Source organism: Legionella quinlivanii (assembly GCF_003265995.1).
In the GTDB taxonomy this organism is placed as follows: domain Bacteria; phylum Pseudomonadota; class Gammaproteobacteria; order Legionellales; family Legionellaceae; genus Legionella_C; species Legionella_C quinlivanii_A.
Genome location: NZ_MVJN01000006.1, coordinates 21,734 through 47,159 on the forward strand (window position 1 = coordinate 21,734; position 25,426 = coordinate 47,159).

Consider the following 25,426-nt stretch of genomic DNA (forward strand, 5'->3'; position numbering starts at 1 on the left):
ACGTCTCTTAAATGGAGTAAGGACAAAATTAAATGAAAAATAGTATGTTTAAACAGGAGCAAGCCACTTCCTCACCCGCGATTAAGCCTGTGATTGACTTGCAAGGATTTGAGATCAGCTCGAAACAAAGGCCAGTACCCGCCCTGCCTTCAATAACTGAAGAGTTATTGCAGAATTTACAGAATCACTTGGGAAATAAGTTTGTGGCTGAGGAGCTGATTAACAAATTGCCCAAAGTCGACCTCCATGTTCATGGAGAAGCCGGATTCATAACGGTTAAAAGAGCAAGGGAAATTGCCGCAAGAAATGGTCTTCAATTCCGTGAAGATCTTGTTCATGAGAGCGGTAACCTGTTTAAATATCGAGGGGTAGAAGACTTTCAGGGCTTTCTCGATGATTTTTTTGAAATTTCTGATTTTATTAGAACACCACAGGATATCGAAGACATTGCCTATGATTTTTACAGATATTGTTATGAAAATAATGTTATTTTCGCCCTCCCCGGCATATCCTGGGTCCAGTGCAAAAAATACATGAGTTTTACTGATTTTAATCAGGCTTACAACAGAGCATTAGTGAGAGGAATGCAGGATTTTGGCGAGATTAGTGTTTTAAGACTGCGTTATTATCAGGAGCGCCACCACTATCCAGAACCATTTAACGAGATTTGGAAAGATCTTAAAGATTGCCCTAATGGATTAATTACAACAATAGGCCTGGCAGGCAATGAAGGGCCATTTCCGTTTGAACTATTCAAAGAGTTTTACAAGGAAGGCAAAGAGCTTCGCTTATCAGCAGAAAATCCAGCCTGGTATTTCACGGCGCATATGGAAAAATCCTCGGATGCGAAGATTATACTGGAATCGACAGAACTTCTTGATTGGGTAGCACATGGGCAAAATAGTGCTGATGAAGAGGAGTACTTAAATATAATGAAAGATAAGGGCGTAACGCTTGAAAGCTGCCCTATCAGCGATATTACAGTATATCCTAATGAAATTCCTGGTTTGGATAAACACAAGCAATTTATAAAGTTTCTGGAAAAACAAATAATCTCATTGAACTCGGATGATCCGGCATTTTTTGGTGGAGTTGACCGCGTATATCGGCAAGTTTTCGCTGCCAAACTGGCTGATTTGCAGCAATTGCTGCAATGTACAGTGAATGGATTATTACCTGCACAGCATGCAACCCAAGAAGAGCTCAAACAAAATCAACCTGTTTTTTATCAGGATCAGCAACGCATCGCAATGGCAGGATTGTTGAAAGTTCAGTTTTTCCAGTATTACTGCATGATGCTTCCTGCATTACTCAACTTATCCTCCGAAAGTGCGAAAAAATTGTTTGCAATTAATTTAAAAACTTCAGAAGCAAGCCTGGCTGAATTATTGTCTGAGTTTCGCCCTGTAGCTGATGAAAGCATCTCGAATGCGCTCTCTGGAATGCTCCAATGCAAATGCAAAATCCGCAGCCTTAGTCAGGCTATCCTCCAGACAACAGTCGATCTGCATAAAATTTATATTCAAAAATGTGAGAATGCAGAAACCAATCAGGATGATAACGAGGCTGATGACAAAAATGACTTTGGCCATGCAGTTGCATCAAGCATTCTTTGCTTGAATGGAATGCTTTCATAACATAGAAAATAAACCGGTCCCCACCCGGGACCGTCTTAATCATTAATCGTACTTCTGACTTTGACTGAATCCTTAAAATTCCAGACTGTAATAGGGAACCGCGCCCTTCTCTCGTTGATAAGCCACAAGCTGATCGATTCGCTTTGTTTCTTCTTCATTTAGTCCGCTCTGCTGTAGAAGATTTTGTTGCAGAAAACTATAACGATTTGATAATTCACTGGCGTGCATTATTTGCTTTGCCAGCAATACTTTGTTTAATTTATTTTCCTGTATCTCCTCATCGCTGAGTTTTCTTTTCTTACCAAAAAGAAGAAAGGTTCTTGATGCGGTTTTCACAGAAACGGTTTCCCGAGACGCATTTTTTATTCTTAATTGCTCTTGCGAAGAAAATTTGGAGTTTAAATGCTGTGTTGTTTTTATTTTACAGTAGCGTTCGAGTTCATCAGGATCTTCAAAATTTACCGGTTTTGCTGCCTTTTCTTTCGCTTCAGAATTCTCTTCCCGCACTCTCTTCAAATCAGCAAGGCTATTGCTGAGTATGTTACGCGTGTTTTCGTTTAGAGAGTTCACTCTGGCCTGCAAACTCCTAAGTTCAACATACACTGCAACCCGCATATGTCGGCAAGCCTCACGCTGTATTAGATTGAGTGTATTGTTTCGTAAAAGCAGATCGATTTTTGATAAAGTTTTCTTTAATCGAAATATCTGAAATGGAATAGTCTCTGCTTCCTTGCATTGCCGCTCAAACCAGGCATCAATACAGGACTGGGAACAGGATCCCATTTTCTGATGTTTTATCTGATGATCATCATCCAGTAATCGCCCCTGTCTTTGTAATTCGGATAATGGCTGCAGCATATTTTGTAAACCGGTTTTAATATCCGGTGCGGTGGTGATTCTAGGCGCTAATAACTCTGGCATTAACGAGCCTGTTGCCAGCTCCTCGATGTCAATTGGGCTTGTTTTTTTAGCGGGGCTTTTATCCAGACCAAATACATTGTCTACAATTGAGGTTAGCCAACTATAACTTTTCTGAACACCATACCCGGTATTAATAAACAGGAAAACTGAAGAATCCTTCTCAAGTTTTTCCACTTCAAACAGAGTCGCATGCCCTCCCTGGGTAGAGGAAAAACCATGGCTGAAAAGAGCAGACTCCCCAGGACATAGATTATCAATTTTTTTAATCGCTTCAAATGTCATTTCATCATGCAATTGTTCATTAAGCGTTTGTACATCCTGATGACGTCCATTTTTGATAAGATACTCTGTTTGCGTACGATGTCTCAAAACTCGTCCTTCCTGCTCCTCACAACTCTTGAGCTGCACCGCTATTCGCTTGAGTCGAAGCTGGATCTCAGATTGCTCGGGCAAGGTTCTGATATAATCATTTAAATCTGAAACATAATCACGATAAGCGGTAACACTGGCATTTCCTTCCAGGTAATCGGGTACGTCTGTGACGGAAAGTAAAGAGCGATGCGACAAATTCGATAACTGCCTGTCGATATCTTTTTCACTATCCACAAGAGAATCAATTTGCTCATCCACAATGGATAGTACCCATTTATCCAGAAAGTCAAAGCTAAACTTCATCTTTTCCAAGCTTTGAATTTGCTTTTTTAATGACTTATTGAGTGAGAGAAGTCGAGATTCATCTTTCGGGACCCAGCCAAAGAAGTAGAAAATCTTCTTCCACCAGCTTTTTTTACTGTAAATTTGCGTATCATAGAAGTCATTGTTTTTTTCGAGAATTGATTTTAGAAAATCAATTTGCGCAACAAGGCTTTTCTCCTTATTTTTTTTATAATCTGTATGAAGTGTGCGTGCTTCATCGTATAAGCTATGGAGGTTATAGTTTTTGTTAGGCTTTTGCATGAAATTTTTTAAATTTCGGCGAGATACTAAATTGTAGTGAACTGACATGAATTAATCGGATGATGCTATTTTCGACATATTGTATAATTTATCTAGCATGATGCCAAGCTATAGAAATGAGTAATTGAAAAACTTGAAATAAAATACAGACGCCTTGAAACAAAGCCCCTAAAAGTATAAAATAAAGCCTATTTGATTTATTTCCGATACCAATGCCAAACAATTCTACTGAGACCATGCCAGTCCCTGGCGATAATCCAAACGATAACATTTCTAAACACAGATACGGTGGCAGCCAGTTACAGGGGGGGCGTGCTTACCAGGAAGATACTGCCGCCTGGTTTAAATCAGACTCCGCTTCTTTGGATTTGACACCTCTTCAGATTGGTCAGCGTCTATGGACTGCTTATCGGCAAATTGACGCTGAAATACTTAGAGATAAAACACTTGAGCAAGTCGGTTCAACCGCAGTTACAACGGTGATAAAAAATAATTTCCTGATTACCGCACTTCTTGCAGATGCTGCAACATTCGCGGCTGTTTATAATGAATCTGGCGAAGTGATTGATGTCTACAGATTAAATGCGAGAGAGCACAAGCCCGACCTCGAAAGAGCACGTATAATGGAATTCGAAGGTTATTATGTTTTAAATGGTCGGGTTTGGGGCAGACTTGCCGTTTCCAGAGCAATTGGCGATGCCTTTTTTCTACCTGTTATTGCCGATCCAGATATTTCCATTGTTGACTTGTCCAATATTCCCGCAGGATATTCAGTAAAATTAATTAGCTCCTCAGACGGCTTTACAGATGGAGCACGCAAGCAGGTAAAAACGCTGGGCGACGTTAAAAAGGCTCAGGAAAACTATCTGAAGGAAGCAATCGCCGCTGCTGGTAAATCAGAAACCATTTCAGAAGAGCAGCTGTCTGAGTATCTTGCTCTATGGGCTATTAAGAATGGATCTTCCGATAATGTGACGGTCGCTGTACAAACGGTTAAAAGGCCAAATGAGGCGCCCGGTTTTATGGGCATGAGCGGTGTGTACGATGGCCACGGTGGACAACAGGTCTCGGCTTACATAGCTGCTCACATCCAGGATAAACTGGAAACCCTTTTCGCAATGAGTGAAGAGGACTATCAAAAACTTGAAGACAGCGCTTCTTCTCAGGAAAAAGCTTTTCTCCGCGACAATACAGATCTGAAAGTATTTGATCTGAATACCCGATTGAAAAAGCCAGAGCCTGTTAGCGAAACTTCCGCTGCTTCCGATGCAGAAAAACTATCTGCACCAGGCAGTTCTGGTTTCTTCCAGTCGAACAGTTCACCCAAAAAAGGATTGAAAAGGACTGTATCGGTATTGGATTTAAAGGCGGTAATAACGGATAAAGTAGATACAGAAGCTGAGCAGCGCAATAAAAGAGCAAAGCAGGATGACAGCTCATCCTCCAGTTTTGTGCCGTGATAGAGACGAGTAGCTTAGTTCAGCTGCCATGACTCACTTTACCTGTCGTCTTTGCGAACAAAGTGAAGCAATCCAGATCGAAACTTGAACAAAGCAAGGAACTGGCTTGCTTCGCTAACGCTCGCAAAGACAGTTTTTTGCGCAGCCATCTTCATTTACGCAACAATGTCTTCGTGAGAAGGACAGCCCATCTCTTCCAAAACAGAATCCATTTGCTGAAAATACTCTTCCCATGAGGGGTATTTAAAACTATTAATACGCTCGAGTTGTGCCCTTCTGCGACTACTCTCCGTCGCAGCGTATTCTGAGATAAGTTCTTTCCAGCGCCGGCCATCCAAAGGATCAATATAGTCAGGAATATGTCCTGCAATTTCTTTAAACACTGCCAGGTCGCTGGCAATTACTGGTACTTTCAGGGTCAAGGCTTCCACAAGAGGCAAGCCGAACCCCTCACTGAACGATGGAAAAAGCAGAGCTTGAGAGTGAGAAAGATAGGTGACTAAATCTGCATCCGGGCAATGTGATAATTCAGTGACGAACGTTTTAAGAAAATGAGAGCGCTCGAGAATGTCTACCACATTTTCACACTCCCAGCCGCGTTTGCCAATGATGACTAAATGAGGAGCGTTTTCTCCCATCTGTTCCACTAACTGGCGCCATATCTGCAGTATTAATAAATGGTTTTTTCGCGGTTCAATGGTACTTAACATCACAAAATAGGGCTTTTGGATCGGCTTTAAACCAGGTTCAATAGCTGGTGGAATTCCTGAACCCAGCAAAATAGCCTTAGTATAAGGTAAATCATAATTGTGGTGCTTTGAATAAAGGATTAAGTCATTCAGAGTCGCTTCTGAATTGGTGATGATTGCGCTTGCCAGCGGTAAAATGGAAGCCATTTTTTCATGGTATCGCCGGTCTTCTCCTGGGCTGCAATATTCAGGATACGTAATCGGGATAGTATCATGAATGATGAAAACGGGTTTAATACCCTCTTCTTTTGCCAGCCGTTGATAATCAGATTGTCCTAAACCGACATGCCCAGTGTTTAACAAAAAGGTTGGCGTCTCTTTACTCATTTTTTTGCGCGAGAAAATGCCGCTAATAATACATTTTGCTAACTGGGAACGAGTACCCTCAGTGTTCAGCCAATTGAATAGTGCCTGAGATTGAGCCCGCGGTAAAATCCAGCTCCGGCCGCTCCAGCGTACAAGCGCGAGCCCTCTTTCGCTATAGTGATTGACGAAAGCCTGAGTAACCCTGTCAATACCCGTAATCGTTTGTTTTTTAAGTTTACGCCGCATTAGCCGGGTGATATCAATAACAATATTCATTCAGAATCCTTATGCAATATGCTGTTTCAGCCAATCCAGCATATACTCCTGAACCTCTGCTGGCGCTTGATCGATACTTTGCATGCATACAAACGCAATATTCTTGTTTTTATGGGCCTGATTCAGCCGTTTTTTTATTTTAGGAAAAGAATGACTGGCTCCATTAACCATCGTCACCTGTTTTTTAAGATCATGTACGGCCCGCTTTTCTTTTAAATCAAAATGAACTATCAAAGGAACGCTGGATACCTGATCCGCATGACGAAATGGAATGCGTATATTGCTGGAAAACAATTCAGAATTGTTTGTCATGTACTTCTCAAAAGAACTTCGGAATAAAGGGAAAGGGGCATGCGGGAGAAGATAAAAATGCATATCCCAACCGCTCATTCTGGCAGATTTTTCCTGCCATGTCCGATGAGGATTAGTCTTCGGAAGCGGCTCCTTAATGCTAAACCATTGGCTTAGCTGTTTTTGTAGTCGATAAGTCCATTTTTTTTCTGCCTGCACTTTCCATTCTCCTCGAAGAACTAACTGCTGGTTGTGAAAAAAATCCTCAGGGCTGACCTCCCGAATGATAAAAAAATCGTCGTTGAGATAAAGAAATTGATCCGACAAGCCGGGAATATGCCAGATTAACCACTCTACACTGATGCTGTTGAATACCGGTGCTTTTGAGCCAAACTGTAAAAGCAATTCATTCTGATCAATTATTTTGATTTTTTTTGCCAGACTACTACCCTGTAAATCTGCGATTACCGAAGGAATTTGCTGATTGGTGATAATAAAGATTGTTCTAATCCAGGGGGCGAAACGATCAAGCGAAAGCAGGCAATACTGAATTTCATTACAGTGGTTAATACGTGTTGGTTCAACGGCCGCGTGCTGTTTGATTCCCAATTGTTCGCAAAACGATCGCAGCTTTTCCAGATAAACAGGATCATGGCCGTCAACCCATGAAATAACCGCATCAATTGGATTCATATTCTCTCTGGGCTCTCTCACAAACCCACAATTTTAAAAGAGTTTAATTGAAAGTCCAGAAAACTATGAAATTTATTGAACTAAGGGCTTGAGGGGGGGCGCAATTGGGTAGAATCCTCCAGGCATTGCAAACTTAAGTTTCTTTTAAAAAATAAGTGACTGTTTTCAGTCATCGCAGAACTCAATATAGATTTTTTGAATGACTCACCAAATGATTCAAAGACCTCAAGATTAGCAAGCGCTTCAGTCATTTCTGACAAATAAGACTCCCATCTTGGTTTTATATTGGTTAATTTATCATTTCTGCTGTTTAATAATCTGATAAAGCTGACTGCAAGCATTTTTAATTCTTTAGAACTCTTCTGATCATTTTCCAGGATATCGACAGCAGCGACTCTCAACTCGTTTGCAAGTTCCAATATCTGTTTTCCTTCAGCAGGATAATAAATTGAAAGAGTCCAGGCGAATGCTTCCAGACGGGAAAGATGAAAATACAATCCCTGGCTATCAATACTAAAAAAGAATAAACCACATGCCACATTTTCTTTTCCCGCAATCAATTGAACAGGAGCCTGATTACCCAGAAACTCCTGAGAATATATATCTTTTACCAAGGCTCGTTTAATCTCGATACGTTCATTGTTTTCCAGCTTCCAGTTCACTTCGGCCGCCACCAGTTTTTTAAGCCTGTTATTGATGTTATATTTATATTTTTCTACCAAGGCTCTACTGATAAGTTCGGGCATTAGACTTCGGAGGCCCAGCAGGGTTAATACAAGACTCTCTAATCGGACTCTTTTTATCGACTGATTAATTGAGATACATGAAAATTGGTCGCTCAGATCGTATGCTGATGAATTGGAAAACTTGTGCTTTCCCATATCAATCAAGCTTTGAACTATTGCATGTCCCTGAGGGGATGTTAAAACTACTCTTCTGTCATATAACCTGTTGAAAAAAATTGTATAATAACTCTCATATTGCTGATCAGGATCGCCTCTGCTCTCTTCTCTGAAGAGTTTGCAAGCCAGATCCCTTAATTCCACTTGAAAAGAAGATAGATTGCAGTTGATACGATTGAGGCTGGAAATGCGTGAAAACAGCAGAACGTATGAGGAATCATTCAATAGTTTATCTTCGACCGCTTCAGTCAGTTTCTGCCATCCCTGCTCATGGATTTGATAGTCATATTTATGAAGGTATTGCAATAACTCGAGTTTAAATCCAAGCTCGGCGCCTTCGGATTCAGGCGCTTCATAGGCTTGTTGTAATTGTAAAAACAGATGAAGCAAGTTATTGGAAAAAGTAGGAAGTAATGATGAAAAATTAGCGGGAAACTTTTTAAGGAGGGTCATTATCGCTTCAAGAAGCTCTCGATCTCTAACCGGGATATCAAGCGTCCACAATGAGTGAATGAACAGATTATGATAGGCAGGAGGTATTATTTTAAAGAGATGCTCCCAGGCAGCTCTGACTGGCTTTGGTATGACACGATGAATAAAGCGGCGAAGTTGCAGTGAGCCTCCTTCAACTTTACAGTAGTCACTGCACAAACTGATATAAAAAAACTCGGAGTGTTCCTGCATGAATAAATCATAGAATAATTTCCCCCTTCGCGAATTGGGCCGCAAGCCAAAACCCATTTCAAATTTCAGTTTTGGCCAAAGTTCATTTTCAATTTCGCTTAGTATCTCCCTCGCGGTAAAAAGAGACTCTTTCTCACTCTCACTATATTGGGAACGTTTTATTTGATCCCATCGGGGATAAGACGTGGTACAAAATGCCGCATTAGGGTATTTTTTAAGGAATTCAATCTTTGGGTTTTTTAGTACCAAAGCTTTTCTTAACAGACTCGCCTCAGATTCTGTAAGTGGTTGTCGCCCCTGAATTTTTTTTTGGATAATTGATTTGCTTTCCCTATTCAAATTATCGATGAAAGATTCACGCGCAGTTCCCCCATACAAGTAAAAATAATATATCTCCCCCTGAACCACTTGCAGGTAAATCTGGTCTTCTTTGAACTGAGTGAGTAAACGGTGCATTATCAAGGGTCGTGCATAATTTTTTGGAATTTCCGGTTTGGGGAGTGGAAGAACGGGTACAAAATCACTGGTCCATACCACAAAATCATTGGTATATTTTGCATGCAGCAAAGAGAGCCCGAGAATCATATGAACAAATTCTTTTAAGAGAATGGGTTCATTCTCACTTCCGAACTCCCTGAAGAGATGATTAATGACACCCAGAGACCATTCCAGGGGCAAAATTTTATTAAAAATTTCCATTTCGACAAAATAAAAAACCTTATTAACAAAATTTGCCGCTAATTGTTTCTCATCATCATCCGCAATCCGTCTAATTAGTGGTGTCAGGAGTTCTTTATACCAAGGTGTCATAGTTCCGTGCCTGTTAATTAAATCCATTCCAAGTATTTTAATAAGAGATGGAAGCCCTTATAATTTAGTATATTCATAATGGTAGCTTAAGTTAAATCGAATGTGCCTGAAATAATGCCATTCAATGGACGCGCGCTTATTATTAACAGGGAACTGGTCAAATTTAATGTCAAAAATTTTTTTTTACACCGGCCAGAAAATTTTTAGCCTGCATCGGGCAATTACTCTCTTTTTTGTTTATCTGGGCCATTTATCCTATTGCTTCATATTCAAATGGCAGGATGTGCGCTGGAGCCATACCATTCTTGGTACCCTGCATTCAGGATCAGTGCTGGTGTTTCCGCTTCTTATACTGAGCTGCCTGATTGGGATGTCTCTGGCTTATAGCATTAACTACATACTTGCACCATTCAATTTGCAGAATCAGGCATTATTTATTGCACAAAGCACTATAATCCGCGATATGGCGCCCCTTCCGATTGGTTTTATTTTCTGTGTGCAATGCGGGCTTAATCTGATTAACCCGGATCATCCCAGTTTAAATCATACGCCCGATCGGGTAATGCTGGAGACCATTATTCCTTTGATTGTAGGCGTCAATATTACAGCGATGTTACTTTACACCTACATATCAGCGGCTTTTTTTCTCAGTGTTTTTTTAACCTTTTCCTATCTTTTGCATATGAGTACCGACGAATACCTTTTGCGTCTTTCAGAAATTATTAATCCAGCGGATGTAATCACTTCGCTGATCAAAACTATTCTGTATGCAAGCATTGCCAGTTATACTGCAGGTTATTACTATTACTACGTTACCAATAAGGTGATGCCGGTCAGAAGAGCAGTTTCAAGAATTATAACTCGGGGTTTATTTTGGCTGGTTGTGATTAGTGTGTTGGTCAAACTGAACTTTACTTAATACTTTAGGAATTTCATGGAACAGGAAAGATTTTATATCGGAACAGGTATTTTTGTTTTTTTTGCTCTCATTCTAGCCGTATTTGGTACCCTATTCGTTTATAATCAATACCTTCATGGCAAAATTGAAACCTATGTCATGTTATTTAAAGGCTCTCTCAGCGGACTGGATGCTACCTCGCCTATCACCTATCGCGGTGTTAAGATCGGTGAAGTCAAACGCGTTGAGCTGACCGCTACCAAGTCCAAGACCAATGTATCTATTCCCGTATATGTGGAATTCTTTGTCGAGAAATCATTTGAGCCTGGGGATAATCCAATTCAAATTCTTATCCAGAATGGGATCGTTGCTACTATTTCATCACCCAATTTGCTGACAGGTACCTCCACTATTGAGCTGGTTCTTGCGGAAAAAAAGCAGGCTTCTGTTAAAGCCAGAACTTTTCATGGAGTCCCTTTATTTCCAACAGAGGTGGCTGTCGAAGACGATATGAGCGCCAAAGATACGATGCGAACGGCCAGGCGTACACTGAATGACATTAGTAATTTTGTTAAATCGAAAGAACTAAAAGAAGCGATTATAGCTATTCAGACAATGGCGGACAGTATTAATCAATTTGCCGATCTGATGACAGGCCAGATTCCAAGCGCCTTGATCTATTGGAATGAAAGTTTGAAAGAGGTATCCAAAATGGCTTATTCCGTGCGCACGCTTACTGATTATCTGGCGCGCCATCCCGATGCCTTGCTAAGAGGAAGGTGATGAAAAAATATCTCTTAATTGTACTGACGTTACTCTTGGTTGCCTGTGGTCGAAGTAAAGAGCCATTGTTATATGTCATTAATCCCATTTTAAATACAAGCTCACAGGCATACAGTCATTCAGTGATGCGTATTGGCATCGACGATGTGAGTATACCGGAGTATCTGGCCAAGCCACAGCTGATGTTTTTCCTAAGCGCTAATCAGAGTAAAATGGAAGATGATCATCAGTGGGCTGAAGGCTTGCAGAGCAATGTTAAAAGAGTGCTTCGCAGCAATCTCTCCACACTTATTCCTAATGCCGTGGTCGAGGTAGCTCCCTGGGACCCCAAATTTGACCCTGCCATTCAGCTTCAGGTAAACATTAATGAATTTAAAGTCGATAGTCAGGGCAACAGTATCCTGCAGGCAGATTACGTGATCTATGGACCATCGTTTGAGAACAGGAAATACAGTGCTTACTATCACATCAAGTTACCGGTTGTTAACCAGCAAACCCTTGTAAGCAGTATGAACGCTAATTTTACCTGCTTAAGCCGTGATATCAGCCGCCACATCCCACTAAAATTAGCGGAGAAACCCAAGGAGTCTCCAGAAACTTCCCTGCCGCCGCTAACTACGAAATAAGGCCTGGTGCTGGCCCTCACTGCCATTAAGTTAAGCTTAGTTGTATATAAACTGTCCTCCCCGCGAAGGCGGGGATCCATCTCTGAGCGAGCTATGATGCCAATTGAGGAATGGATTCCCGCCTTCGCGGGAAGGACTAAATTCCTTAACTTTATGGCAGTGGTCCTGGCCCTGTCCAGCTTAGGTCGGGTTCTGATAGATTGCCAGAAGAATCTCCTCTTCCAATCCTTTTGCGATATAAATCGGCTTTTCGACTCCATTAATAATGATTGAAAAGACCAGTGGATTTCTTTCAGGACGCATCAGAAAACCTGATAATGAGGATGCGTCATGGAGTGTTCCTGTTTTGGCATAAACCAAATGATTCAGATCTGTCTTTGTCATACGAGCCTTCAGACTGCCGCTGCTGCCTGATTGCGGCAATGCCTTAAAAAGGATTTCACGCAACTTTTGATTTTGATACAAGGAGTCCAGCAGATTAACGAGTTGCTGAGCTGTTAACAGGTTGTAACGTGTACCTTCGCCGTCGTAAAGAGCAATTTTCTTAACATCAACCGAGGTATTCTTGCTTAATATCTGTTTAATCGCGAATACCCCCTGCTTGTAGGAGCCCTCACCCGTTATAACAAAGCCTAATTCTTTAGTGAAGCTATTTGCATAAAGATTATCTGACTCTTGCAGCATATGCGTAATCAATTTTTCCGTGGCAGGTGATTCCAGGCTGGAGATCAGCTTGGCATCGGCAGGCGCTTTGCCTGTATTCACATGACCGTTCAAAGCAATACGATGTATTTTGAGATAGTCTTCAATTAATTTCCTGGCTCTTGCTACAGGCTGAGGAATGGCCAGCCTCATTACCTTGGGATCTTTAGACTGGGCAAGACAACCATACAGCTTCAAGGTATTGTCAGGCATGACCTCAATATTCATATTGCAATGATTTTTTTCGGTTTGAGCAGATACCGTATTCACCTCATTGATGAGATGGAGTGGATTATCAGGCTTCTGCGATTCAATCTGAACCCGTTTGTTTAAAAGCCTGGAGCTGGTAAATTTAAATGCAACCTCATTCGCATCAAGAATTGCCGCTGTATCGGGAGCAGCATAGTACCAGCCCAGATCATCAAAGGACGTTCCTCCAGGATAATAGGGTGGTTTAAAATGTGATACATCGATTATCAAATTCCCTTTGATCTTCTTTGGAAGACTTGCAAGCAAACTGGACAAATCTTTGGAGGTTAATGAAGGGGAACCATTGAAAACCACATAAACATCATTCCCTTTTGTCATTAATTGAGTTTTGAACTTATATTCCGGAGTTAATTGATAGAGCGCTGCCGCTGCGGTTAGCAGCTTGGTGCTGCTTGCTGGTGCCAATAGCTTATCCGGATTTTTACTGTAAACTATTTCGTTTGTAACAACATCTTTCACCACTATCCCCACAGTCGCCTGGGGCAGTTTCTGTTCAATTAATTGTTCAATTTTTTCATTAAGATCTGCATAAACCGAGGTGCTGCAGAATAGAAACAGTATGCCGGCAAAACGCATAGAGCTCTCCCTTTAATCAAGTTAATTTATACTGTTGGGGCGGAAGGAGTAGTGGGATCCTTGGACATTTCTCCTATTCCCAATGCTAAGGCCAACAGTCCGGAATAAACTGCCTCCAATATAAAATACGCTTTACATAGTGCATGCTCATCGTTGGCACATTCCTCACCCATTACGTACAAAGCAATGATTAATGCCAGCTGAGCTAAAGTGATTCCGGTTTCCAATCCATTAATGATTTTTTCGCTGGTGTGGGTTGATGTGCAAAAGATGGTATAACCGGATGAACCAATCTGCACCACTTTACTCGGAATTGCATTGAGAGTGCCGCCGCTAATGGCATTGAGCCCATTTTCAACAACTGTAGCCACAGCGGATGCTTTTTGAGCTCCCCGATGAGTTGATGAGGATGAATAATAAGGGCCAAATAAGCCAGACATAGAAATCTCCTGAAAACTACAAGGTCACAAACTATATCTGGTTTCGTGTGAAAACGAAAAGTATTTTATATTTAGAAAACAGAACAGCAATGATTATCACGGCTTAACGAACAAAGTGAGCAATCCAGAACACTTGTTTCGGATTGCTTCGGGATCACATTACATTAGCAGGCGAGGAATCATCCCGTTTAGAATCATCCCCTTTTGTCTCTTTTATCTGTTCTTTGAAACTTAAAAATTTCATTGAATCCTTGACGCTGCTAACTGTTTGCTCCGCTTTGGTTTCTTTTGGTTTAAGCGATGGAAAATATTGGCCTATCCAGGATAATAGTTTCTGGAATTGACGCCCAAACCAGTTTTTACTTTTTGAGGACAATTGATCTTCGGCAGTTTCAATCATTGTTACCGCGGTTTTTCTAAATGCCTGAAGGTCTTTTTTGTCATGAGCCTGTCCGGAGAAGTAATTCATTCCATGAATCGTCAGTTTATCGGCCATCTCTCTGATAATCATTCGATCTTTACTATTAACTTCAGACGATTCTGCGCGTCCTCTTAATTTAATAAGCGCGTCAAAAAATAATTTTTGATTGGCCTCTTCCTTCTCAAACTGATGGACTGTACTAACTGAGTGACTCACAAATACATCATACTCTTTTGCCAGTTCTGATAAAGGATTACTGGGTGGAATATTTGCAGCAACTAGCGCTTCCTGCATAAGAATATTGTCTTTGAGTATATTTTCTTTATAGAGCTCAATAAAATCTCTGGCTAAATCAGCGGGCAAAGCATCTACCATGCTTGATAATTGAGTAATTAACACCTTGTAGGATAATTGAGAAGGCACTTCTTTGCTTTGAGCGTCTTTAAACATAATCAAATGCGTCATCAGCTGATCAAAAACCTCAGGGCTTCTGTTTGCAATGGAGCTAAATTGATTATGGTTTAGAATAATGAATCTGATGTCTTCATCGGGTAAATTCATCTGATCAGGATACGCCAGTTTCCAGAGCGCTATCATTTTATCCAGTTTCCAGGCATTTTCCGGTTTATCTAAATCGGCAGCATGGGTATTTAGTGCATCGAGCACCTCTTTTGCTGGTAAAGTCTTGCCAATATGAGGTAAATATTTATTAAATCTCGTTTCACTGGCATAGGGAATGTCTCTTAGTGCTTCATATTTCCAGACAATGATGTCAACCTTAGGCGCAGGCATTAACAGAGCTTCTTTTTCCTGCAATTGACTTACAACAAACTCCCCTTCTCCTAATAGCTCTTTAATCTCAGGATTCGCTTTGAAAAATTCGTGAAGAGCTTTAGGTTCATTGTTATTTACAAAATCAGTGAGTGACAGGGATTTAGTTGCCAATTTCTCCTCTAAATTTCTTAAAAACGCGACAATGGCTTCAGAATGTTCAGGAAGATGGCGATTTAAACGTTGAGCGAAATTCTCCCGATCATATAAATAGAAATCCAATAGCTTATTAATTTTAGGAAACTGATAAGGAACAAGTGGTTTTAACTCAGGGCGTCCATTGATATCAAAGTGTTCTGCATTCATTAATTGAGTCATGAACTCTTTAGCTGAATCACTGCCGCTGAAATGAACCGCATCATTTCGATCCCATAAACCTGTTTCAGAATTGAAGTTGTAACGAATCGTTAATTCTGCATCAATCTCGTGAAGTAATACTCCATAAAAATCGCGAAACTGGATACCGCGGCGAGTATAAGTTTGTGTGAATTCATCATCTTTTTTTTCAATATTCCAATTACCGCTGTCTTTATTCCACCACACACCGATTCCTCGTTCGTCTAGAGGGGCTTTCAAGTGAACAATAGAATAATCCACTCCATAAGCAATATGTTGGGATTGAGCCTGGACTAAAACTAATGCTTGTGCTTCTGAAATCTCTAGCACTTTAACTAGATCAGAAATAGCGGTGGTATTATTTAGCACAAAAGTCTGGCCATTAAAGGTCAGATCACGTTCAGAATCCTTCACAATTTGCAGCTTATTACCCGGAATGATTTCTTCTTTTATTTTTAGGTTTTCACGATTAAGCAGCAATTGCGGGTTTTTAGTTTCTGCAATAGAGATTATTGAGTTAAGTTGTTGTTCAAGTTGCGCTTTGACAGTCACCAATTGGTTTTTGAAATCATCTAATGACTTCACAGCTTGTAAAGCTTCGTAAACTGCCTTCGGCGCCTCAGTTCTATAGAGCTCAAACAGAGCATTCCATTCCTGGATTTCCGTGCTCTCTGTAGTTAGTCCAAGACTTCTCCAATCGGGTAGAAGCTGTTCATGCATAAACGCAGGCAAGGTAAAGGTTAAACCGTAAATCTGGAATCGATCACGATCTGTAATTTGTGGAGATAAAGGAATTTTTTGCAGGAACTCATCAATACGGTTTAATACATACTTGTCTTTTAATGTTCCCTTCTCCGTAAAAAAAGGATTAAGATCGAGACTTTCTAATTGGATCTTACGATTACCCTCCTGAAGTCGAAGACCCTCGGTACCGTTCAAAGCCTTGGTCAGGAGATCAGGATCTTCGAGAGTTTTCAGGATCAAATCAATATACTGTATCGCAACAGTAAGAGTTCTTTCTTCTTTTGTCTTCGCTGGCATTGTCATTACAACTATCTATTTGGTTATAGTATTAGTTTAATGTATCAGGCTTAAATAAATGTTAAGGATTTGAGATTTATTTAAAGACAGGGTCCAAATACAGTCTTTGCGAGCGTCAGCGAAGCAATCCACCTCCTGACTTTATTCAAGATTCGATCTGGATTGCTTCACTTCGTTCGCAAAGACGACAGTGTCGTGAGACTTTATCGATGCCATTTTTGCGGATGCGATTCACGCATTATTAAGACGGCCAGCAAACTAATTAAGAAGCAAACCGGCATGACTAACAAGGCTTTATTATAACTCGCCACAGTATACACATGTACGCCGCGAGTATTCACCCATTCTGTGCTCTGATGAAGAAATACGCCGACTAAGGGCTGGAATACCGCCCCGCCAATAAGAACTGATAAGTTATTAAAGCCGGAAGCAGTACCCACTAACTCAGGAGGATTATTATCTTTAACCACTGCAAAACTAACCGTCTGACCGCCGGCTCCAATGCCTAAAAGAAATAAGATAAAATACATCATCTGGATGTCAACCTGCGGAACATAGAGCAGAAAAATCGTAGCTACCAAACCGCAAAGTGAACTGATGCCCAAGGCAATTTTGCGGCTGTGAATCCGGTCACTAACCCAACCGAGCAAAGGGCTTCCAATACCAATACCTAACCAAATCATGCTGCACAGGCCAGACGCAGTAAGCACTGAGACCTGAAATTTCTGTTGTAAATAAGGCACTCCCCAAAGCGCGGCAAAAACTGCGATTGGTGTCCAGATAGCGCAGGCATATAAACCAGTTACCCAGGTATAGCCACGCCCACAAACCTGAAGTAAACGCCTCCATTCTTCTTTAAACTGGCGTTTGGAGGGGGATTGCGTTTGCTGATGTGGATAATCTCTGATCACAAACCAGATCAGAGCCGCCAAAATGAGCCCGATAAAAGAAAGAATAAAACTGGATGCGCGCCAACCCACTGCTTCAATTAAAGCAGCTAGCGGCACTTCGCCAAACATCGCTCCAACAGAGCTCATTAACTGGGCAACACCTGCCAGAATAGCGAACTGCTGAGGTGGAAACCATCTGGAAAGCAATACCAGAACGCCGATGAATGAAAAGGCAGAGCCGATACCAATTAGAAAACGACCCAGGGCGGCGGTCAGCAAACTATCGGTTGCGGCAAAGAAAAAAGAGCCCACAGCACAGAGAATCAGTGCGTAGGTCATTAGTTTTCGAGGTCCGTAACGATCAAAAAGCAATCCAGCAGGCAATTGCATTGGCGCATAGGCATAAAAATAAAAGGCGGAAACAATGCCAAAGCCAGCAGCACCAACCTGAAAAGTATTCATCATAGGATCAGCCATAACGCTAGGCGCGACCTGTAACACAAACTCATACAGATAAAAGCTGGCTGATAATAAAAAAATGATATAGGCACTGGCTTTATTGGCCTGTTGATAATGCGGATAATGCGCTGTCACACCAATGTCCCGAGTGTCAAATCAAAAGGCACATTACACCCATTCGGATTTCTTTTGTCAATCCCCGCAGGATAAATTGCTCCAAGAATCGCAGGATATTTTGCGCCCGTAATCGATTTTAAATTGAAAGGAATGTGGTTCATCGTTTTAGCTGCAAACCAGGCAAACATCATGGCTTCGATATAATCAGCATGAATATTGAAATCATTGCTCGATTTTACGGTACAGGCACTCAAAAGGGCCTGCAGCGACTGCAGCAACTCGTTGTTATGGGCACCTCCGCCGCAAATCAATACAGTAACCGGTTCCGGAAATATTTGCTGAATGCCCATGGCTATTGTTTTAGCAGTCAGAAATAATAGACTCGCCTGCACATCCTCAGGAGGGTAATCCGCTTTCAGATAGCGGCTTAGCCAGTCCAGGGAGAAATATTCCTTGCCGATACTTTTAGGTGCTGGCCGTTTGAAATAGGGATCATTTAATAATTGCTCGACGAGCTCCTGGATTATTGTTCCCTGAGCAGCCCATTCTCCATTTTTGTCATAACTTTTACCAAGATGCTGGCTTATCCACTGATCCATAAGGCAATTACCTGGCCCCAAATCAAAGCCTGAAATCGCTGTTTCATTGTGTAAACAGGTGATATTGCTGATCCCTCCGATATTCACAATAGCTAAAGGGGTTCCAAGATGTCTGAAAATTTCCTGATGATAGGCAGGAGCAAAGGGTGCTCCCTCTCCACCAACAATTAAATCCCTTGTGCGAAAATCGGCAACCACCGTAATTCCGGTAGCCTCGGCAATAGTATGGCCGCAACCTAACTGAACAGTATATGGGATTTGAGCACCGGCATCATGACATAGTGTCTGGCCGTGACTGCCAATGGCCTGAATCAAGGGTTTCTTATCCTCATGCCTTAGAATAAGCTCCTGGGCAGCCGCGGCGAATTCTCGACCAATGAGCGTATGCAACTGGTTAAATTCGGCGATCGTTTTTCTCTCACCTTGAGAAACCGAAAGAATACTGTCTCTGACCTGATGATCATAGGGTCGGGTTAAACCGTCGATAAAATAATTATTTTCATCAATCAGGGCGGCGTCAATGCCATCCATACTGGTACCAGACATAAGACCCAGGTAAAATTTCATCAGATTCTCAGCAGGCATAAATAGAATCAGCTATTTTAATATGAATTTCAAACGCATGCTATGCTAATATACTGTCAGCATCCTAGGAAATAATTGAAAAGGAATCAGTCACCTGTGAACGAGAATAAGCTGGTTTATCTTGGTTTTCTTTCTTCCTTTTGTCTCGTAACCTTTGATTCTTTTCAGCCAGCTTTGCCCGCAATAACCAGTTATTTTGAGACTACCCATGCTCTCGGGCAATTAACCCTCAGTCTTTTTTTCTTTTCTTTTGGGGTAGCTCAACTCTTTTGGGGTCCAGTCATTGATTATTTCGGGCGTCGCAAAGCCCTTTTTTCAAGCCTTTACGTTTTTCTTTTTGCCACCTTGATTTGCACTTTCGCCACCAGTATTGAAATATTGATTATTGCAAGAATCATTCAGGGATTTGCAGCCTGCAGCTCCAATATAATCGCCTTCTCCACGGCGCGTGATGTGGAGGATAATATTGACCGAGCCCGCTTACTCTCCCATCTTTCGATGATCGTTACGGCCTCCCCTATTTTTGCCCCATTGATAGGCTCACTCATTTTTGTCAATTTTGGCTGGAGGGCCAATTTTGTATTTATGGCCTTGCTGGCTATTGTTTTATTTTGGGCCTCAATTCCTTTTTTAAAAGAGTCTCGCTATTGGCAGAGATCAGCCAAGACAATCTGGCACTACTTTAAATATTACCGGGAAATTTTATGGCATAGAAAATTATGGATAGGAACCATCATGGTTACATTTTCCTACACCTGCCTGATGATAATTGTGGTAAATGCCGCTTATCTGGTTATCGATAGTTTAAGTTACTCGCCACAAGCCTTTGCCCTTATATTCGCCTGCAATGGGTTAACTATTATTGTGGGGAATTATTTCGGAATCTGGCTAAGAGAGTATAAATCTCTCGTATGGAATATTCGTTTTGGTAACCTGTTAATGGTTGTTGGCGCGACATTACTCATAATCTTATATATATGCTATGGAATTACACTGACCTCCCTGGCTCCTGTCCTCTTGCTCAGTTTTGGATTAAGTATTTCCAACCCGCCGACTGTCTCTTTGATTCTCGCTGATTATACTGAGCAAGCCGCTACCGTCCTTGGCTTTGTCAACACCTTCCGCATGTGTATGTCTTCAGCATTGGGAGGTCTGGTTGGCATTTTTCTTATGCAATATCCCTCACTTTTTTCAGTCAGTCTGTTAGCTTGCGCATTTATTGGTCTTGTTGCCAGCCTCTTTTGCAAGGAATAAACGAACTATACTTATAGTTAGCTTGATGTTTAACGGAATAAACTACAGGAGAGCATTATGTGGAAATATATTATTGCCTGGCTGTTAGGAGTACCGCTTAGCGTATTAGTTCTGATTTGGCTTTTGGCCCGTATATTTTAAAAACCCGCGCAAAACCGCCAGGGTGTCAGCTTCCTTTGCCGGTTTATCCCAGCGTATACGATGTATTCTTGGAAAACGAAGCGCCAGACCTGATTTATGGCGCTTCGATTCACGTACCTCATCAAAAGCCACTTCAAACACCAGTTGCTTCTCTACTTCGCGCACAGGACCAAACCGGTTAATGGTATGATGTCTTATCCATTTATCCAGCTCATAAAGCTCCTTGTCGGTAAATCCAAAATAAGCCTTTCCGATAGGAACTATCTCGCTATTTTCCCATAAACCAAACGTATAGTCGGAATAAAACGATGAACGTTTCCCTTGTCCGCGCTGAGCATACATTAATACAGCATCCACCAGCATTGGATCTCGTTTCCATTTAAACCAATGGCCTTTTGGACGGCCTGCAATATAGGGGCTGCTTTTACGTTTTAACATAAGCCCTTCAACAGCCACGTGTTTTTCGGCAAGTATCTGATCTCTGATTACAAAAATATCCTGCTTATTCAAATCGAGAAGTTCGGATAATAGCCAGCTGGAATTTGGATTTTCTTTATACCAGGATTCAAGACTGACTCTTCTCTCCATAAAAGTCAGCGAACGAATATCCTTGCCGTTAATAGAAAGCATATCGTAAAAAATAATGGCGGCAGGGTATTTGTTAATCAGGTCTTTACCAGGATTTTTCCGATTCAAACGCTGCTGCAGTTCATTAAAGCTACCAACCGTTTCCTGACTTTGGACAACCAGCTCTCCATCAAGTACTACTTTCCCCTGTATTTCGGCAAGAATATCCGGGAATGAATGACTAATATCCTCTCCTGTTCGAGTAAACAATCGCTTGCCTGAGTCGGTTGAAATCAACTGAACTCGAATGCCGTCAAACTTTCTTTCTATAGCGTATTGCTCGAGATCGAGGCTATCCAAATCTTTTTCATTCAAAGGATGCGAAAGCATCACCGGATGATAATGGATATTCTCTGCAATTTGTGGATAGCCAGTGTGTCCTTCAAGCCAGGCAAACAACTCCTTATATGGCGGCTTAACAGCATGCCATAGATGCTCAATATCTTTCACATCAACCTGCCCGTACTCGGCAAGCGCTTTTTTTATAAACCGGGCAGAAACACCTACGCGCAAACTTCCAGTGCCTGTTTTCAATAAAGCCCATCGCTCATCAGTCGTCGCCCTGTTTAAAAGCTCACGAAGATAGGATGCAATTCTTTCTTCAGATAAATGATTAAAGGTATCAATAATTTCACTCAATGCAGGAAGCGGCTTTGAAATTTGCTGGTTTGGCCAGAGTAATGCGATAGTGTCAGACAAATCGCCAACGTAATCATAAGATAAGGAAAATAATACCGGATCGACATATTCCTTCATTAACTCTTTTATCATACTCCATTTGAACGTTGGAAACTCTAGTGTGCCAGCAAGTATGGCCAGACCATAACCCCTTTCCGGATCGGGAGCTGTCGAAAAATAATTTTTTAGCAGTTCAGTTTTAGCCAGATTACTGTATGTGAAATACAAATCATTCAGTAAGCTCGAAAATTGATGCATATTCACTCCATATTTTCTTCGTATCCTAGCAAATGCAGGGCTTGCGCCTGGCATCCCTTTTGCCGAGCATAATAAACAAGGGCTTCTTCGCTTCCATGTGTGACCCATAGCAATTCGGGATTAATTTCTTCAATGGTTTGGGTCAGTTCATGCCAGTCCGCATGATCAGAAATGACCAAAGGCAGATCAATACCTTTCTGTTTGGCACGCGCTCGAATCCGCATCCAGCCTGAGGCATAGCCTAAGCGAATATCTCCGAATCGCCTGTTCCAGCGATCCTGTAATGCGCTCGGCGGACAGATAACCAGTTTCCCGGCTGCAGTTTGTGGACTAAGATGACTGGCAGATCTTAAATCACCCAGATCTATCCCTTTTTGCTGATAAAACTCACAGAATGCTGATAAGGCGCCATGAATATAAATCGGTTCATCAAAACCTGAAATCCTCAAACTTCTAATAACGCGCTGGGCTTTCCCCAAAGCATAGGCGGCAACGATATGACAGGTGCCAGAATGGTTTTTCATCGATTCCAATAAACGGTTTAACTCTGACTCAACAGGCGGATGCTTAAAAACAGGTAATCCAAAGGTCGCCTCTGTAATCAGGAGATTTGCAGGCTCCGCTTCAAAAGCGGCACAAGTTGGGTCACTGGAGCGCTTATAATCACCAGAAATAATCAGACGATATCCTTTAAATACGACAACAACCTGAGCACTTCCCAAAATATGTCCTGCCGGCAGAAAATAAACAGTCACGCCGTTAATATCAATCCTGGAATGGTAAGTAAGCCCTTGAAAACGGGTATTGCAATTTTCACCATAACGGATTTGCATGAGCTCAATTGTTTCAAAAGTAGCCAAGACCTCCTCATGGTCCATACGGGCATGATCGGAGTGCGCATGAGTGATTAAAGCTTTTTTTACTGAGACAAGCGGATCGATATAAAAATCGCCAGGAATACAATAAAGTCCCTCAGGTTTTAAGCTAATCACTGCAGCGGCATCAATCCCCATGAAAACTCCTTTTTTCCGGATTATATTTAAAGTATGGATTAAATGAACACCATCATGCGATATTAGGTACAGATATTGATAGTCCTTATCCCTAAGATAACCTTAAGCTAAATGTTCTAAAATTATTGTAAGCAGTAATCAGTTATACGAGTTTTAACATGTCTAACAAATCCCCTTTACCTGATTTTGGATTCACCAGCGTCAAAGGAATGGAACAAGCTTATGTTATTCCCATGATTAATTTAATTCTTCAGGAGGGAGATATTAAGCTTAGTGCCAATGATAATGGGATATGTAATGGCTTGGCGGCGGTTTATGTCCAATATGCTCTCGAAGGAAAATCCAGCCAGTTTGCAAAAATTTTAGATGCTATAAATCGTAAGGGGGAGTTATTAGCTCAAAAGACAGATCCTGAATCTATCCAAAATCAGACTGTTAGCGACAGCGAGATAAACAAGTTTATACAGGAAGTATTAAATGCCTATCTGCCCCAGGAGTTCAATAAAAAACTAAGCCAGGAGGATGCGGTACTCAATCTGAAAGTGCCAGTTGCCCAGCCTGCACCCGGTCCTGACGGAGATGTCACGACTGTCAACGTGCCAATGAAGCTACAGCGCGTTTATAATATCGGGCTGGTCGCTGAGCGCGGTGACTGGAGAAATATCTTTAACAGAATGAGAGTTCCTGATACTGCCTGGACAGTTAGAACCCCAACACATGCAATCGCTGTATCTGTCAATAAAGAGGGAAATTTCGAAGTCTATGATCCGAATAATAACAAGATTCGTGTGTTTAAAGATGGCGACAAAGTAAATGCTGCAAGCAAGTTAGCTAACTTTTTATCCCGAGAAGCGTTTGCAACAGAACAAGGCCCTCTGGAAACAATCCCTCTGACTATTAATGTGATGGCACATCCTGAATCAACCATTGCCCCTGATAGCTTTCCCGATAAAGAAAACTTTATTATCAAGAATATTATTAAAAATAATCCTGAGCGTGCTAATGCTTCTGCCGACGTTGGCGATAATGTTCATTTTAACCAATTGACGATGGCTGCCATTCAGGACGATAAGGACTTAATAGAGGCCTGGTTCAGAAATGGAGCAAGCGATTCACGTATGGCTCTGAAAATGGCTGCTCGTGACAATAAACTGGAAGCGATGACGATATTGCTAGACGAGCAATATCGAAATTTTTTAAATGATGCCGATGGCGATCCCAGTGTTGCATATCTGGCTGCCAGTAAAATAGCTCTGCAGGCAGGCCGACTCGAGGCTTTTGAAAAACTCCTTGCCGATGATTTCGTACGCGACACGCTTGATAAACATGTACAGAATGAGCAACATGGAAAAGTTTATCAGCTTTTTCTGCTAAAAGGTGCCGCTGCGTCTCGAAACCCTGAGTGCGTCAAAGCGGTTGTTAATTACTTAAATCAATCAGTACCCAACCTGAATCTGGCTGCTTTAATCAAGTCAGAAGATGTACTACAGATCGCCAGAAATGCAGATGACAAGCGATGTCTCAATATTCTGATGGCTTTAGCTGAAAAACCCCTGGCAGCTCATGATGCAGATAATGATTACACCTCCTCAGAGGACATACATTACCCTCAAAACGAAGAAGAAACGAAACAGTATGTTAGTCGGCTGCCCAGCTTTACAGAGCTTTTAAGCAGGCTATGGAATTGGATAAAAAGCGGATTTACTTCGGCAAAATCAGAGCAGAGTAAAATTGCTGAGCAAGACGAAGCGATGAAGCCTTTAATTGCTACCACCCAGCATTATAAAAGCAGGGCCCGGGAGATACGCGAAGAAAATAGTAGTCCTGAGGCAGACAGTACTAATGATGAAGAATTATCTACTCAAAACAGCCACAGCATGACCTGAGTAATGTTTAATGCTTTAACCCCTAAGTCCCTCGGCCGAGGACCTGGGTAAATATCTTAAATAAGTGCCTTGGGCCAGGGGTCACTGCCATTAAGTTATGCTCAGTTGTATATAAGCTGTCCTCCCCGCTGAGGAATGCCCTCATTTTTTATATAGTCAGCGGATGGCTTAACAATTACTCAAACAGGTCTATTATCGTGTCGTTCCCGCGTAGGCGGGAATCTATTTCTCAAGGTAATTCCTAACTTTGTTTGCAAGATGGATTTCCGCCTACGCGGAAACGACACTTTTAAGTCATTTTGACCTGAT

The 25,426-nt window shown here is 41.6% G+C and carries 18 protein-coding genes; 7 read left to right on the forward strand and 11 right to left on the reverse strand.

Annotation, left to right across the window (positions count from 1 at the left end; genetic code table 11):
* Positions 1-32 precede the first annotated feature (32 nt).
* Positions 33-1,637: a hypothetical protein gene (locus B1207_RS08455; RefSeq protein ID WP_112219558.1), complete on the forward strand. Its 1,605-nt coding sequence runs from the start codon at positions 33-35 to the stop codon at positions 1,635-1,637.
* A gap of 72 nt (positions 1,638-1,709) precedes the next feature.
* Here the strand turns inward: B1207_RS08455 and B1207_RS08460 are convergent, their stop codons facing one another.
* Positions 1,710-3,515, reverse strand: a complete 1,806-nt coding sequence (locus tag B1207_RS08460; protein ID WP_146740051.1) for a hypothetical protein — start codon at positions 3,513-3,515, stop codon at positions 1,710-1,712.
* 212 nt (positions 3,516-3,727) lie between these two features.
* Between B1207_RS08460 and B1207_RS08465 the strand changes: the two genes are divergently transcribed.
* On the forward strand, positions 3,728-4,975 hold the full coding sequence (locus tag B1207_RS08465) for a PP2C family serine/threonine-protein phosphatase (RefSeq protein ID WP_112219560.1): 1,248 nt from the start codon (positions 3,728-3,730) through the stop codon (positions 4,973-4,975).
* A gap of 155 nt (positions 4,976-5,130) precedes the next feature.
* On the opposite strand, the gene B1207_RS08470 is transcribed toward B1207_RS08465, so the two are convergent.
* The 3 genes from B1207_RS08470 to B1207_RS08480 form a co-directional block, all read right to left on the reverse strand.
* Positions 5,131-6,306, reverse strand: a complete 1,176-nt coding sequence (locus B1207_RS08470; RefSeq protein WP_112219561.1) for a glycosyltransferase family 4 protein — start codon at positions 6,304-6,306, stop codon at positions 5,131-5,133.
* Between the two features lie 9 nt (positions 6,307-6,315).
* Positions 6,316-7,290: a Stealth CR1 domain-containing protein gene (locus tag B1207_RS08475; protein ID WP_112219562.1), complete on the reverse strand. Its 975-nt coding sequence runs from the start codon at positions 7,288-7,290 to the stop codon at positions 6,316-6,318.
* 80 nt (positions 7,291-7,370) lie between these two features.
* Positions 7,371-9,686: a hypothetical protein gene (locus B1207_RS08480; protein ID WP_112219563.1), complete on the reverse strand. Its 2,316-nt coding sequence runs from the start codon at positions 9,684-9,686 to the stop codon at positions 7,371-7,373.
* Positions 9,687-9,852: 166 nt separating this feature from the next.
* Between B1207_RS08480 and B1207_RS08485 the strand changes: the two genes are divergently transcribed.
* From B1207_RS08485 to B1207_RS08495, 3 genes are read left to right on the forward strand one after another with little or no spacing between them, the layout of a single operon-like run.
* Complete coding sequence (locus tag B1207_RS08485) at positions 9,853-10,605, forward strand: ABC transporter permease (RefSeq protein ID WP_133140445.1); 753 nt, start codon at positions 9,853-9,855, stop codon at positions 10,603-10,605.
* A gap of 15 nt (positions 10,606-10,620) precedes the next feature.
* Entirely contained in the window at positions 10,621-11,367 is a 747-nt protein-coding gene (locus B1207_RS08490) for an MlaD family protein (RefSeq protein ID WP_112219565.1), read from the forward strand.
* Positions 11,367-11,993: a PqiC family protein gene (locus tag B1207_RS08495; RefSeq protein WP_112219566.1), complete on the forward strand. Its 627-nt coding sequence runs from the start codon at positions 11,367-11,369 to the stop codon at positions 11,991-11,993. Before B1207_RS08490 ends, B1207_RS08495 begins: the two co-directional genes overlap by 1 nt.
* Positions 11,994-12,173: 180 nt before the next feature.
* Here the strand turns inward: B1207_RS08495 and dacB are convergent, their stop codons facing one another.
* The 5 genes from dacB to B1207_RS08520 all read right to left on the reverse strand — a co-directional run bounded on the left by dacB (position 12,174) and on the right by B1207_RS08520 (position 19,242).
* On the reverse strand, positions 12,174-13,541 hold the full coding sequence (gene dacB, locus B1207_RS08500; protein WP_112219567.1) for a D-alanyl-D-alanine carboxypeptidase/D-alanyl-D-alanine endopeptidase: 1,368 nt from the start codon (positions 13,539-13,541) through the stop codon (positions 12,174-12,176).
* Positions 13,542-13,567: 26 nt separating this feature from the next.
* Positions 13,568-13,981, reverse strand: coding sequence for a hypothetical protein (locus tag B1207_RS08505; protein WP_112219568.1), 414 nt, complete (start codon positions 13,979-13,981; stop codon positions 13,568-13,570).
* Between the two features lie 154 nt (positions 13,982-14,135).
* Positions 14,136-16,610, reverse strand: a complete 2,475-nt coding sequence (locus B1207_RS08510) for a hypothetical protein (RefSeq protein WP_146740052.1) — start codon at positions 16,608-16,610, stop codon at positions 14,136-14,138.
* Positions 16,611-16,813: 203 nt separating this feature from the next.
* The gene (locus tag B1207_RS08515) at positions 16,814-18,094 is read right to left on the reverse strand and encodes an MFS transporter (protein ID WP_253255816.1); all 1,281 of its coding nucleotides are present in this window, start codon (positions 18,092-18,094) and stop codon (positions 16,814-16,816) included.
* Entirely contained in the window at positions 18,091-19,242 is a 1,152-nt protein-coding gene (locus B1207_RS08520; RefSeq protein WP_112219787.1) for an anhydro-N-acetylmuramic acid kinase, read from the reverse strand. Before B1207_RS08520 ends, B1207_RS08515 begins: the two co-directional genes overlap by 4 nt.
* Before the next feature lie 114 nt (positions 19,243-19,356).
* Here B1207_RS08520 and B1207_RS08525 point away from each other — a divergent pair, with 114 nt between their 5' ends.
* Positions 19,357-20,514, forward strand: coding sequence for an MFS transporter (locus B1207_RS08525; RefSeq protein WP_112219570.1), 1,158 nt, complete (start codon positions 19,357-19,359; stop codon positions 20,512-20,514).
* 105 nt (positions 20,515-20,619) lie between these two features.
* Here the strand turns inward: B1207_RS08525 and B1207_RS08530 are convergent, their stop codons facing one another.
* Together B1207_RS08530 and B1207_RS08535 are read right to left on the reverse strand one after the other, a co-directional pair.
* The gene (locus tag B1207_RS08530) at positions 20,620-22,218 is read right to left on the reverse strand and encodes a cisplatin damage response ATP-dependent DNA ligase (protein WP_112219571.1); all 1,599 of its coding nucleotides are present in this window, start codon (positions 22,216-22,218) and stop codon (positions 20,620-20,622) included.
* 2 nt (positions 22,219-22,220) lie between these two features.
* Positions 22,221-23,231, reverse strand: a complete 1,011-nt coding sequence (locus tag B1207_RS08535; protein ID WP_112219572.1) for a ligase-associated DNA damage response exonuclease — start codon at positions 23,229-23,231, stop codon at positions 22,221-22,223.
* Positions 23,232-23,389: 158 nt separating this feature from the next.
* On the opposite strand from B1207_RS08535, the gene B1207_RS08540 reads away from it, so the two are divergent.
* Complete coding sequence (locus tag B1207_RS08540; protein WP_112219573.1) at positions 23,390-25,117, forward strand: hypothetical protein; 1,728 nt, start codon at positions 23,390-23,392, stop codon at positions 25,115-25,117.
* Positions 25,118-25,426: the final 309 nt, after the last annotated feature.

Excerpts from the sequence above, each read along its gene's own strand:
- B1207_RS08455 (WP_112219558.1), top strand. The coding sequence starts at position 33 with ATGAAAAATAGTATGTTTAAACAGGAGCAAGCCACTTCCTCACCCGCG.
- B1207_RS08460 (WP_146740051.1), bottom strand. The coding sequence starts at position 3,515 with ATGCAAAAGCCTAACAAAAACTATAACCTCCATAGCTTATACGATGAA.
- B1207_RS08465 (WP_112219560.1), top strand. The coding sequence starts at position 3,728 with ATGCCAAACAATTCTACTGAGACCATGCCAGTCCCTGGCGATAATCCA.
- B1207_RS08470 (WP_112219561.1), bottom strand. The coding sequence starts at position 6,306 with ATGAATATTGTTATTGATATCACCCGGCTAATGCGGCGTAAACTTAAA.
- B1207_RS08475 (WP_112219562.1), bottom strand. The coding sequence starts at position 7,290 with ATGAATCCAATTGATGCGGTTATTTCATGGGTTGACGGCCATGATCCT.
- B1207_RS08480 (WP_112219563.1), bottom strand. The coding sequence starts at position 9,686 with ATGACACCTTGGTATAAAGAACTCCTGACACCACTAATTAGACGGATT.
- B1207_RS08485 (WP_133140445.1), top strand. The coding sequence starts at position 9,853 with ATGTCAAAAATTTTTTTTTACACCGGCCAGAAAATTTTTAGCCTGCAT.
- B1207_RS08490 (WP_112219565.1), top strand. The coding sequence starts at position 10,621 with ATGGAACAGGAAAGATTTTATATCGGAACAGGTATTTTTGTTTTTTTT.
- B1207_RS08495 (WP_112219566.1), top strand. The coding sequence starts at position 11,367 with ATGAAAAAATATCTCTTAATTGTACTGACGTTACTCTTGGTTGCCTGT.
- dacB (WP_112219567.1), bottom strand. The coding sequence starts at position 13,541 with ATGCGTTTTGCCGGCATACTGTTTCTATTCTGCAGCACCTCGGTTTAT.
- B1207_RS08505 (WP_112219568.1), bottom strand. The coding sequence starts at position 13,981 with ATGTCTGGCTTATTTGGCCCTTATTATTCATCCTCATCAACTCATCGG.
- B1207_RS08510 (WP_146740052.1), bottom strand. The coding sequence starts at position 16,610 with ATGCCAGCGAAGACAAAAGAAGAAAGAACTCTTACTGTTGCGATACAG.
- B1207_RS08520 (WP_112219787.1), bottom strand. The coding sequence starts at position 19,242 with ATGAAATTTTACCTGGGTCTTATGTCTGGTACCAGTATGGATGGCATT.
- B1207_RS08530 (WP_112219571.1), bottom strand. The coding sequence starts at position 22,218 with ATGCATCAATTTTCGAGCTTACTGAATGATTTGTATTTCACATACAGT.
- B1207_RS08535 (WP_112219572.1), bottom strand. The coding sequence starts at position 23,231 with ATGGGGATTGATGCCGCTGCAGTGATTAGCTTAAAACCTGAGGGACTT.
- B1207_RS08540 (WP_112219573.1), top strand. The coding sequence starts at position 23,390 with ATGTCTAACAAATCCCCTTTACCTGATTTTGGATTCACCAGCGTCAAA.